The organism is Clostridiisalibacter paucivorans DSM 22131, assembly GCF_000620125.1.
Lineage (GTDB): Bacteria > Bacillota > Clostridia > Tissierellales > Clostridiisalibacteraceae > Clostridiisalibacter > Clostridiisalibacter paucivorans.
The window spans coordinates 19,560-32,479 of record NZ_JHVL01000039.1 but is presented as its reverse complement, the minus strand read 5'-3'; the positions used below and the strand labels follow the sequence as shown (position 1 = coordinate 32,479).

Sequence of the window (12,920 nt, the reverse complement as noted above, 5' to 3'; positions counted from 1 at the left end):
AATATAGCAGAGAGATGGAATATAACAAGGGAAGCTCAAGATGAGTTTTCATTGACAAGCCAATTGAGAGCAGAAAAGGCTATAAAAGAAGGAAGATTTAAAGATGAAATAGTACCAGTAGAAGTACCACAGAGAAAGGGAGATCCAATACTAGTAGATACAGATGAGCATCCTAAATTTGGATCAACAATAGAAAAGCTAGGAAAATTGAGACCAGCATTTAAAAAGGGTGGAACAGTAACAGCAGGAAATGCATCAGGAATAAATGATGGAGCAGCAGCATTGATAGTAATGTCTAAAGAAAAGGCAGATGAGTTGGGCATTAAGCCATTGGCAACAATCAAGGGATATGGTTCAGCAGCATTGGATCCAGCAATAATGGGATATGGACCAGTGCCAGCAACTAGGAAGGCATTGAAAAAAGCAGGAGTAAAAGTAGAAGACTTAGACTTAGTAGAAGCAAATGAGGCATTTGCAGCTCAATCATTGGCAGTAGTAAAAGATTTAGGATTAGATACAGAAAAGACCAATGTAAATGGTGGGGCTATAGCATTGGGACACCCAATAGGTGCATCAGGAGCTAGAATATTGGTAACACTATTACATGAAATGGTAAAAAGAGATTCAAAATTAGGATTAGCAACACTTTGTATAGGTGGAGGTCAAGGTACTTCAATTATAGTTGAGAGATAGATTAAGTACCTTTTAGAGAGTAATGCCTTTATAATTTGTTATCAATAAAAAGAGGAGGTATTTGATTATGAAAGGTTTAACTATGAAGGAAATAAATATTGGCGATAAAGATTTCTTCCAAAAGACAGTTACAGAAACAGATGTTTATTTATATGCAGGTGTTACAGGAGATTTAAACCCTGCCCATATAAATCAAGAAGTATCAGAAAAAACTATGTTTAAAGGTAGAATTGCTCATGGTATGTTGACTGCTGGATTTGTTTCTGCAGTGCTAGGTACTAAATTACCTGGACCAGGAACAATATACCTAGGCCAAGAAATGAAATTTACTGCACCAGTTAGATTTGGAGATACTATAAAAGCAGAAATAGAAGTTATAGAAAAATTAGAAGAAAAAAATATTTTAAAACTTAGTACAGTATGTACTAATCAAAATGGTGATGTGGTATTAAAAGGCGTTGCTACAGTAATGCCCCCAAAATAAAGTAGATCTATCTAACACTAAATTTTTACTAAAAGAGCCCCTTAATTATAATTAAGGGGCTCTTTTGGTAAAACTAGACGAAATAAAGGTTAAATGCTATAATCATTTTTAACACCGCATATTATAAAATATTTTAAAATAGGTAAATTAGGATATCATAAATTAGATAGATAAAATTATTTAAAGAATGAAAATTCTATAGATATAAAAAGAGAGGTATGAATTATGACTTTATTCAAAAAGAGCTTTGAATCCGTTATTGAGAATATAAGTGAAGCTATAGTAGGTGTTGATAAATATGGAAATATAGTTATACTGAATAAAAAAGCAGGAAAATTATTGGGGTTAAACAAGAAGAATAGTATGGAAAAAAATTTAGATGAGATAATTCCTAATAGTGAGTTATTGAGGATTCTTTCTACTGGTAAAGATGAATTGGATAGGCGTTTTAAGTATAAAGGAAAAGAGTTTAACACCAATAGAATAGCTATAAAAGATGGAGAAGATATAAAGGGTGCAATAGCAATATTTCAGGACCTTACTGTTTATAATGAATTAAGAGAAAAAGCCAATGAAGATAGAATGCAGATAGAGGTATTGAGCAGTATAATGAATGCTTTCAATGAGTGGACTGTTGTAGTAGATACAAATGGCATTATAACTATGATGAGTGATGCCTATAAGGAATTTGTAAAAGAATCTCATCCAGAGGGTAAACATGTAACAGAGGTAATAGAAAATACTAGAATGCATCTAGTTGCTCAAACAGGTGTAATGGAAATGGGTGAGGTACAAGAAATAAGGGGAAATAAGATGGTTGCCATGAGACTGCCTATGAAAAAAGATGGTAAAATTGTGGGAGCTATAGGAAAGGTTATATTCAAAGATTTAAGTGACTTTTATTCATTGAGTAGAAAGATAAATAATTTACAAAAAGAGATTCAGTACTATAAAAGTGCATTAGACAATGAACGAAGGGCAAAATATTCTTTTAATGATATAATAAGTAGCTCTCCCAAAATAAGAAGAGTGAAGGAAATGGCAAGAAGAGCTGCTCAGACAGATTCCAATATATTAATATGTGGAGAAAGTGGTACAGGTAAGGAATTATATGCCCATGCTATACATAATGCCAGTAAAAGATACCTTGCTCCCTTTATTAAGCTAAATTGTGCAGCCATACCTGCTGAGCTTCTGGAATCAGAACTATTTGGATATGAAGAAGGTGCATTTACAGGGGCGAGAAAGGGTGGGAAAAAAGGAAAATTTGAGATTGCCAATGGAGGAACTATATTATTAGATGAAATAGGAGATATGCCTGTACAGATGCAAGTTAAGCTATTGAGGGTGATTCAGGAAAAAGAGATAGAGAGAGTAGGAGGAAATGTATTAAAGGATATAGATGTTAGAATTATAGCATCTACAAATAAAGATTTAGAGGAAAGCATAAGAAAAGGAGAGTTTAGAGATGATTTGTATTATAGGTTAAATGTTATGAAGATAACTATACCTCCACTTAGGGATAGAAAGGAAGATATACCTGGATTATCTAATGCTCTCAGAATGAAAGTTGCTACTAGATTGGGGATGTATGTTGAAGGAATTTCTAAAGAGGCATACGAATATTTGATGGCATATGATTGGCCAGGCAATGTTAGGGAATTGGAAAATGTCATAGAGAGGGCTATAAATTTATTGGATTCTGATCTATATATAAAGCCAGAACATTTGCCTTCTAGACTAACTAAGAATAATAATAAATTTAAAATAGGTCAAGGATATCTAAAGGAAATTATTGAGGATGTGGAAAAACAAGTAATAGAAGAATGTCTAGAGGAATGTGGATGGAATAAAAATAAGGCTTCAAAAATATTAGGTATTAGTAGAGCGGGATTATACAATAAAATAAGACAGTATGACTTAGAAAACGTAAATTGATTAGACATGTAAAATTAATTTACATTACTCAAAACATCTTAACATACAGTTAAACGTCAAAAAAACTCAAATGATGTATATTTTTTATACAGCGGTTGAGTTTTTTTATTATCTATAATGGGAAAATATAATTGAATAGATGTGTTAACCATAGTATATAAGCCATGTTTGAAAAAAAATTAACAAAATGAAAAACGCTTTCATTATTGGCATGATAATTGCTTTATATAATGGGTGAGTAAAAATTTTAAAGGAGGTAACAAAAATGCGTGTAAAAGTACTTAGTGCTTTAGAAGCTATGGAAATGATTACGGATGGTTCTACAGTTGCTACTGGTGGATTTGTAGGTAACTGTTTTCCGGAAGAATTAGGAATTGCCTTAGAAAAAAGGTTTTTAGAAAAAAATAAACCACAGGATATTACTTTAGTTTATGCTGCTGGTCAAGGAGATGGAAAAGATAGAGGTCTAAACCACTTTGGTCATGAAGGCTTGATTAAAAGAGTTATAGGTGGACATTGGGGATTAGCACCTAAATTACAAAAATTGGCTTTGGAAAATAAGGTAGAGGCTTATAACCTTCCACAAGGTACTATATCTCATATGTTTAGAGATATCGCAGCTGGTAAGCCAGGAACATTAACCCATGTAGGTTTGAAAACCTTTGTTGATCCACGATTAGATGGTGGTAAAATTAACGATATGGCAAAGGATGATATAGTAAAACTTATGGATATAGAAGGAAAAGATTACTTACTTTATAAATCTTTCCCTATAGATTTTGCTTTATTAAGAGGAACATATGCTGATGAAAACGGAAATATTAGTATGGAAGAAGAGTCAGTATCTCTTGAAAACTTATCTATTGCTGGTGCTTGTAAGAACTCAGGTGGAAAGGTAATAGTACAGGTTAAAAAGGTTGTAAAAGCAGGAAGTCTTGATCCTAAATTGGTAAAAATACCTGGAATATATGTAGATGCAGTAGTTGTTGCAGAGGATGAAGAAAATCATATGCAGACATTTGCAACTCAATATCTTCCTGAATATGCAGGAAATGCATATATACCAGTAGACTCAGTAAAGCCTTATAAATTTAATGAAAGAAAGGTAATTGCTAGAAGGGCAGCTATGGAGCTTATGCCAAATTGTGCTGTAAACTTAGGTATAGGAGTACCAGAAGTTGTTGCTATGGTTGCAAATGAAGAGGGACAAGGAGATAAGATGGTATTAACTGTAGAGGCAGGTCCTGTAGGTGGAGTTCCAGCAGGAGGACAAGATTTTGGTGCATCTACAAATGCAGAAGCTATCCTAGATCAACCATATCAATTTGATTTTTATGATGGTGGAGGATTAGATATAGCATTCTTGGGATTGGCACAATGTGATGAAAGAGGAAATATAAACGTATCAAAATTTGGTCCTAAGATTGCAGGTTGTGGTGGATTTATAAATATTACACAAAATGCTAAAAAAGTAGTTTATTGTGGAACATTTACAGCTGGAGGATTAAAAGTTAAACCAGGAAATGGAAAACTTGAAATATTAAATGAAGGTAAAGTAAAGAAATTCAAAAAAGAAGTTGAACAAATAACATTTAGTGGAGAATACGCGTCTGCAATAGAACAGCCAGTATTATATATTACAGAGAGAGCAGTATTTGAATTATCCAAAGAAGGACTTGTTTTGACAGAAATAGCTCCTGGGATAGATCTACAAAAAGATGTTTTAGACTTAATGGAGTTTAAGCCTATTGTATCTGAAAATCTAAAGGAAATGGATTCAGCTATATTTAAAGAAGAAAAAATGGGATTAGTAATTAAATAGACATAATAGATATAATGGGTATATCTTGGGTGCATAAAACAGCGAGGAGGAGAAGTTTATGTTAGGTATATTTGGTATTATTCTTTCTTTGGGATTATTGATGTTTTTGGCTTATAGGGGTATTACGGTACTTATATTGGCACCATTGTTGGCCATGCTAGCCGTATTATTTTCAGGTGATGTGCCTCTACTTGCCAGCTATACAGAAGTATTCATGGTAAACTTTGCAGGATATGCAAAGGCTTACTTCCCTCTATTCTTATTAGGGGCAATATTTGGTAAGGTTATGGACGATGCAGGCGCTGCAAAGTCTATAGCGCATTTTATAACTAAAAAGTTAGGTAAAGACAAGGCAATATTGGCAGTTGTATTATCATGTGGTATATTAACTTACGGTGGAGTTTCATTATTCGTTGTTGCATTTGCAGTTTATCCAATTGCAGCAGCATTATTTAGAGAAGCAAATATACCGAAGAGATTTATACCTGCTTCAATAGCATTGGGTTCATTTACATTTACAATGACAGCATTACCAGGAACACCTCAGATCCAGAATGCCATTCCTATGCCATTCTTTGGAACTACAGCATGGGCAGCACCTTTCTTAGGATTAATAGGTGGTGGAGTTATGTTTGGTGGTGGATTAACATGGATAACTTTTAGGTCTAAAAAGGCTATGGCAGCAGGAGAAGGATATGGTAATCATCCAAATGAAAATATTAAAGATATGGATCAATCAAACCTTCCAAGCTTTGCTGCAGCAATATTACCTATAATTATAGTACTTGGATTAAACTTTGTATTGGGTAAATTCTATTTTGGCAATTATGATGGTGCTTATCTTGAGCAATACGGGACTAGTATAGATAAAGTAAAGGGAATTTGGAGTTTAATAATAGCATTAGTGGTATCTATAGTAGTAGCAATAATATTCTTTAAGAAAAACTTAGCAGATGTAAAGGATACAGTAAATAAAGGTGCAATAGGTTCATTATTAGCAATAATAAACACATCATCAGAGGTTGGATATGGTAATGTTATAAAGACATTGGGAGCATTTGCATTGGTTAAATCAGCTATATTAGCCATACCAGGAACACCTCTTATCTCATTGGCGGCATCAACTAGTATTCTTGCTGGTATAACAGGTTCGGCATCTGGAGGTATGAGTATAGCATTGGGTGCATTGGGAGATATATATTTGCAGAAGGCAGTAGAATTAGGTATAAGTCCCCAAGCATTCCATAGGATAGCTGCTATGGCATGTGGTGGATTGGATACATTACCACATAATGGTGCAGTAATCACATTATTAGGCATTACTGGACTTACTCATAAGGAATCTTATGCTGACTTAGGTATGTGTACTGTTGTTATACCTCTTGGAGCAACAATTGTAGCAATTATAGCAGCATCTTTAGGTGTTGTTTAAAATATAATAAGTAAAGAGTTAAAAACCCTTCAAAGTTACATTTGAAGGGTTTTTTTATAATGTAATATGCTAAAATAGCAAAAAATATTTTAAAAGTTTAAAAATGATAAAAACATATTGATTTATAAATCATAATATTATAATATATAAATATATCGATAACACTAACATGATTACTGGGAGGGATTATTTATGAGTAAGAAGTCACATATGAGTTGGTCATGGATATTCATGATACTATTTTTAACATTATCTATATTGGATTTTAGATTTGGGATATTGGGATTTTTATGTATGGGTGCCCCACTATACCATGCAATAAGGGGAAGGGGGAAGATACATTGTGCAAAATACTGTCCTAGGGGTTCATTATTAGGGAATTTTCTAAAATCTATAAGTCTAAATAATAATTTGCCTAAAGGGATGACTAAAAAGGCCTTTAAAAATGGCTTATTAATATTTATGATTACTGTATTTAGCATTTCTTTAATCCATGCAGGTCCTAATTTTGATAAAATAGCATTTAGTATGTTTAGATTTATGACAGTTTCTCTTATAATGGGTATAATTTTAGGAGTTGTATTTAAGCCTAGAAGCTGGTGTGTAGTTTGTCCCATGGGTCACGCTACAGGGCTAATAAAGAAAATGAAAGATAAATCAAATTGAGGAAATAGTTAGTTATAGTTAGTAGTCTATAGTTGAAATCCTACGGATTTCTACCATCAATTACTAACTACTAACTTGTTAATAATCTAAGCAACTAATTTTAGTTGCTTTTTTATTTTTTTGTTATTATATGCAGGAAATCTATATATAATATTGAAATCTATATAATAATTAGTATATCTAAATATATTAAAGAGAGGTTGATATTTATGGGTAGTGTATTAAAGGATCTAGAACCTAAAGAGGTATTAAAATATTTTGAGGAAATAACAAAGATACCTAGATGTTCAGGAAAAGAAAAAGAGATGAGTGACCATCTAGTATATTTTGCTAAGAAAAGAAACCTTGAAGTAATTCAAGATAATGCAATGAATGTGATTATAAAAAAACCAGGTACATCTGGATATGAAAATGCCCCTGTGGTAATTATACAAGGGCATATGGATATGGTATGTGAAAAGACAAGCAATTCTTGTCATGATTTTGAGAAAGACCCATTGAAATTACAAATAGATGGAGATATGTTAAAGGCTACAGATACTACATTAGGTGGTGACAATGGTATAGCAGTGGCATATGCTGTGGCTTTACTTGATTCAGAAGATATACCCCATCCACCATTGGAAGTACTTCTAACTACAGAAGAGGAAACTGGTATGGGCGGAGCTTCTCAAATTAACCCTGAAGATATAGAGGGAAAAATACTTATAAATATAGATTCAGAAGAAGAAGGTGTTTTATTAGTTAGCTGTGCTGGAGGTATGAGAGTATCGGCTAATCTTCCTATAAATTGGCATGATATTAGCGAAGGTTATATACCTTATACACTTAAGGTCAAAGGACTTAAAGGTGGACATTCAGGTATGGAAATAAACAAGGAAAGGGGAAATAGCAATAAGATTCTTGGTAGGATATTATCTGTATTAGATGAGGAAATGGATATATCGTTAGCAGATTTAAAGGGAGGCTCAAAAACTAATGCCATTCCTAGAGAGGCTGAGGCTATAATTCTTATAGATAAATCAAATGAAAATAGATTGAAGGATAAAGTCAACTATTTAGATAAAATAATAAAAAATGAATTGAAAACAGCAGATCCCAATGTAACCATAGAGATAGAAAGATATGATGGTAAGATTGATGCTGCTTTTAGTAAAGACACTAAAAAAGGAGTTATATTTTTGTTAAATATGATACCTACTGGAGTTCAAACTATGAGTATGGATATTGAAGGATTAGTACAAAGTTCTAATAACTTGGGTATAGTATCTGTATCAAAAGATGAAGTAGTATTTCAAAATGCCATAAGGAGTTCAGTAAAGAGTCTTAAATATGAAATATATAATAGAATAAAAATAGCTAGTGATATGGTAGATGCCCAAGTAGATATGGGATCGGAATATCCAGAATGGCAATATAGAAAGGATTCATACATAAGGGACGTCTTTGAGAGGGTATATGAAGATATGTATGAGAAGAAACCCAATGTTACTGCTATCCACGCAGGATTAGAGTGTGGACTTTTTGCAGAAAAACTGGGAGATGTGGATATGATATCCTTTGGACCCAATATGTATGATGTTCATACACCACAAGAGAGTTTGAGTATTTCATCTGTTAAAAGAACTTGGGACTATTTATTGGGAGTATTGAAAGAGATTAAATAAGGAGTGGAAATTATGATCAGAGAAGGAAAATTGGCAGAAGAGCTTTTAGACTTTATATATGAGAGTCCCAGTCCATTTCATGTAGTAGAAAATATAAAAAAAGATTTATTGGAAAATGGATTTCAGGAGTTGTCTTTAGTAGATCGATGGAAATTAAATACTGGAGGAAAGTATTTTGTAGTAAAGAATGATTCAGCTTTAATAGCCTTTGAAATAGGTAGTAGTGGAAAAGATAGGGGATTTAAGATAATAGGGGCCCATACAGATTCCCCTACATTTAAAGTGAAACCTAACCCGGAAATTATAGAAAAAAATAAATATCTTAAATTGAATACAGAGGTATATGGAGGTCCTATATTAAATACTTGGATGGATAGGCCATTGACATTGGCAGGTAGGGTAACTATGAAAGGGCATAATCCACTGAAGCCCATTAGTAAACTTATAAACTTTGATAGGCCTATGGTTATAATTCCCAATGTAGCCATTCATATGAATAGAAAAATAAATGAAGGTATTGAATTAAACAAACAAAAGGATTTATTGCCATTGGTTATGGGAATAAATGATAAATTAGAAGGAGAGAATTATTTAGTTAATGCCATAGCAAAAGAGTTAGATATATCTTATACTGATATTAAAGATTTTGAATTATATTTATCAGAATTTGAAAGGGGAAGTATAATAGGTGCTAAAGAAGAATTTATATCCTGTGGTAAATTAGATGATTTAGCTATGGTTCATAGTGGTATAAAGGCCCTTATTAATGCTTCACCATCAGATCAGACGAAGGTCATGGTATGCTTTGATAACGAAGAAATTGGAAGTCAAACTAAACAAGGAGCAGGTTCTCCTATGTTAAAGACTATATTGGAGAGGATAACTCTTGGATTAAATGGAGATAGAGAGGATTTTCTGAGGGGATTGAACGATTCCTATATAATATCTGCAGATATGGCCCATGCAGTTCATCCCAATAGTCCTGAAAAGCATGATCCTACTAACAAACCTGTTTTAAATGGTGGACCAGTAATAAAGATTAATGCAAATCAAAGATATACTACTGACAGTGATTCTGGGACAGTATTTGAACATATGTGTGAATTGGCAGGTGTACCAGTTCAAAAATTTGTAAATAGGTCTGATGAAAGAGGAGGCTCTACAATAGGACCCATATCCTCTGGACAGTTGGATATAAGGTCTGTAGATGTGGGTAATCCAATGTTAGCAATGCATTCTATCAGAGAGTTAGGAGGAGTAAAGGACCATTATTATATGATGGAGGTATTCAATAAATTCTTTAGTATATAGTATTTATAGTGGCGATAAATGAGGTGATTGAAATAAAATATAAACTAGTAGCCATTGATTTAGATGGAACTCTTCTCAATGATGATAAAGAAATTTCTATAGAAAATGAGAAGGCATTGAAAGAGATAAATGATATGGGAATAGAGATAGTTATAGCTACAGGGAGGAGATATTGGTCTGCAAAGGAATTTGTTAGAGGACTGGATATGGATTTAGTTATTATGGCTAATAATGGTAATATAGTGAGAAATATAAGTAATGATGAAGTGTTAATAACTAAATATTTAAATGATATTGACTTCTATACATTGATAAAAGAAGGAAGAAAAAGAGGTATGTATCCAGTAGTTCATTCTGATTACTATGAGGATGGATACGATTTGATAATAGAGTTAGAAGAAGATGATAGTAATTATTCTAGCTATATGTCAAAAAATATAGAGAGATATGTCAAAGTAAAGGATTTATTAAAATATAAAGACCCTAGAGCGTTGGTAGTATGCTATATGAACAAGTATGATGAATTAGATGAGTTTCAGAATATACTGCATGAAAAGTATCCCAATAAATATAGTTCCCATATAATGAATAGCTTATCTCCAGTAGGTCCCATACTTGAAGTTATGAACCCGCTGGGTTCAAAATGGCTTTCATTGAAGGCCTATTGTGATGATAAGGGAATAAAGGCAGAAGAAATTGTAGTAATAGGTGATGACAATAATGATATTGAGATGATAAGACATTCAGGATTGGGTATAGCGATGAAAAATGCCATAGAACCAGTAAAATCTGTGGCAGATAGAATAACGGATAAAACCAATAATGAAGATGGGGTTGCAAAGGTATTGAAAGAGATATTTAAAATTTGAAAAGAATATTCTTTTATGTAAGATTTTTTAGAAACTATTATTATGACAAGGATATAAAATAAGTTAGTAGTAAAAGGATAGTCCGTAGTTCGTAGCATAATGATGCATAGGATTTCTACAATCAACTACCAACTACGAACTATAAACTACTAACAACTAACCGTATTCACAAGATAGAGGATGATTATTATTGGATAAAATAAAAAAATATTTTCCTATTATATCTGGGGTTTTGATTTCCACTATTTTTGGTCTTTCATTTTTATTTACTAAATTAGCATTGATAGAATTAGAAGATAGACCATTCCAATTATTGGCATATAGATTTGCCATAGCTGCAATAATTCTTACAATATTAAGGTTAATGGGAAAGGTGAAAGTAGATTTTACAGGAAAAAGGGTACATATATTGTTTTTATTGGCTTTTTTTCAGCCTATATCATACTTTATATGTGAAACTATAGGTATAAGATTGACTTCATCATCGGAGGCAGGAATGATGACAGCTTTGATGCCTGTAATAGTTACTATTTTAGCATCTATTATTTTGAAGGAAAAGACATCAAGGTCACAGATAATTTTTATAATAATATCGGTATCAGGAGTACTTTTTATAAATATAATGAAGGGTGGTGCCACTGGAAATTATATTGGCGGGATAGTATTGTTTTTAGCGGTGCTATCAGGAAGCTTTTATAATATATTGTCTAGAAAGTCTTCATTGCAATTTAAACCTGAAGAAACAACCTTTGTAATGATGTGGGTTGGAGCCATAGTATTTAATGGAGTATCTATAATCAAACATATATATCATGGAAACTTATCAGACTATTTTGTACCACTATCAAATATTAAGTTGTTAATCCCAGTACTTTATCTGGGAGTGTTGTCCTCTATTGTGGCATTTTTTCTTTTTAACTATATGTTGTCTAAATTAGAGGCATCAAGGGCAGCGGTATTTGCAAATTTGACTACAGTAGTTTCTATATTGGCAGGCGTATTTATATTGAAAGAAAGTTTTTATTGGTACCAGGGAATAGGGGGGATAGTTATACTCATAGGTGTATGGGGAACTAATTATTTTTCCATACCTAGAAAAATAAAAGAATAGTGACAATGGTGAGATTAGACAAGTTTTATTTTTTTTGATATGATGAGAATTGAATACGTTATAAAGGAGAGTTTAATATATGGATAAAAACAAAGTGTTGGCAGTAGTAGAGGGGACAGAGATTACAGAAAAAGATGTAGATTTTTTATTACAAGGATTGGGACCTCAACAGGGTATGCAGTTCAATTCTGAAGAAGGGAGAAAACAACTTCTTCAAGAATTAATTAATCAGCAGTTATTCTATCTTGAAGCTATTGAAAATAATATGGATAAAGATGAAGAGTTTCAAAATGAATTAGAAAGAGTAAAGGAAAGTCTATTAAAGCAATATGCTATAAGAGATCTTTTAAATAATGCAGAAGTAGTTGAAGATGAGGTTACTGAATATTACAATGAGCATAGAGAACAGTTCACTGCACCAGAAAGTGTAAAGGCTAGTCATATATTAGTATCAGATGAAGATAAAGCTAAAGAAATAGTAAAAGAACTAAATGAAGGTATGTCCTTTAAAGAAGGAGCAAAGAAATACTCTACTTGCCCATCTAAAGAAAAAGGTGGAGATTTAGGTTATTTCAGTAAAGGAAGAATGGTTCCAGAATTTGAAAATGCAGCATTTGATATGAATGTTGGAGATGTAAGTGAACCTGTAAAAACTCAATTTGGGTTCCATATAATAAAGGTAGAAGATAAGAAACCAGCAGCTATAAAGACTCTAGGCGAAGTTAGAGACCAAATATATAAGCAATTAGTTGCTATAAAACAAAACAAATTATACTTAGAAAAAACAGCGAAATTAAAAGAAAAGTATACAGTAGAAGAAAAATAATGGAAAAAGCGACCTTATGGTCGCTTTTATTATGTTATTATGGGGTCAGGCTCATCTTTAAACATTATTTTTACATAAAATGGATTAGAAGGAGTATGAGG

11 protein-coding genes are annotated in these 12,920 nt (G+C 32.5%); all 11 read left to right on the top strand.

Annotated features, from left to right (window positions below; translation table 11 throughout):
• A partial coding sequence (locus Q326_RS0110960; RefSeq protein WP_026895435.1) for an acetyl-CoA C-acyltransferase occupies nucleotides 1-693 on the top strand: 693 nt, incomplete at its 5' end.
• Nucleotides 694-760: 67 nt separating this feature from the next.
• The gene (locus Q326_RS0110955; RefSeq protein ID WP_026895434.1) at nucleotides 761-1,177 is read left to right on the top strand and encodes a MaoC family dehydratase; all 417 of its coding nucleotides are present in this window, start codon (nucleotides 761-763) and stop codon (nucleotides 1,175-1,177) included.
• 225 nt (nucleotides 1,178-1,402) lie between these two features.
• A complete protein-coding gene (locus Q326_RS0110950; protein ID WP_026895433.1) occupies nucleotides 1,403-3,115 on the top strand; it encodes a sigma-54 interaction domain-containing protein in 1,713 nt (570 codons plus the stop codon).
• A gap of 265 nt (nucleotides 3,116-3,380) precedes the next feature.
• Nucleotides 3,381-4,937 carry an acyl CoA:acetate/3-ketoacid CoA transferase gene (locus tag Q326_RS0110945; RefSeq protein ID WP_026895432.1) on the top strand — a complete coding sequence of 519 codons (1,557 nt, stop codon included), beginning with the start codon at nucleotides 3,381-3,383 and terminating at the stop codon, nucleotides 4,935-4,937.
• A 58-nt stretch (nucleotides 4,938-4,995) separates the two neighbouring features.
• The gene (locus Q326_RS0110940; RefSeq protein ID WP_026895431.1) at nucleotides 4,996-6,369 is read left to right on the top strand and encodes a GntP family permease; all 1,374 of its coding nucleotides are present in this window, start codon (nucleotides 4,996-4,998) and stop codon (nucleotides 6,367-6,369) included.
• 192 nt (nucleotides 6,370-6,561) lie between these two features.
• Entirely contained in the window at nucleotides 6,562-7,035 is a 474-nt protein-coding gene (locus Q326_RS0110935; protein WP_026895430.1) for a 4Fe-4S binding protein, read from the top strand.
• A 209-nt stretch (nucleotides 7,036-7,244) separates the two neighbouring features.
• Nucleotides 7,245-8,702, top strand: coding sequence for an aminoacyl-histidine dipeptidase (locus tag Q326_RS18790; protein WP_026895429.1), 1,458 nt, complete (start codon nucleotides 7,245-7,247; stop codon nucleotides 8,700-8,702).
• 12 nt (nucleotides 8,703-8,714) lie between these two features.
• Entirely contained in the window at nucleotides 8,715-10,013 is a 1,299-nt protein-coding gene (locus Q326_RS18785) for a M18 family aminopeptidase (protein ID WP_034601935.1), read from the top strand.
• Between the two features lie 23 nt (nucleotides 10,014-10,036).
• Nucleotides 10,037-10,882: a Cof-type HAD-IIB family hydrolase gene (locus Q326_RS0110920; RefSeq protein WP_245592090.1), complete on the top strand. Its 846-nt coding sequence runs from the start codon at nucleotides 10,037-10,039 to the stop codon at nucleotides 10,880-10,882.
• A gap of 190 nt (nucleotides 10,883-11,072) precedes the next feature.
• The gene (locus Q326_RS0110915) at nucleotides 11,073-11,993 is read left to right on the top strand and encodes a DMT family transporter (RefSeq protein ID WP_026895426.1); all 921 of its coding nucleotides are present in this window, start codon (nucleotides 11,073-11,075) and stop codon (nucleotides 11,991-11,993) included.
• A 79-nt stretch (nucleotides 11,994-12,072) separates the two neighbouring features.
• Entirely contained in the window at nucleotides 12,073-12,819 is a 747-nt protein-coding gene (locus Q326_RS0110910) for a peptidylprolyl isomerase (RefSeq protein ID WP_026895425.1), read from the top strand.
• The last annotated feature ends 101 nt before the right edge of the window (nucleotides 12,820-12,920 follow it).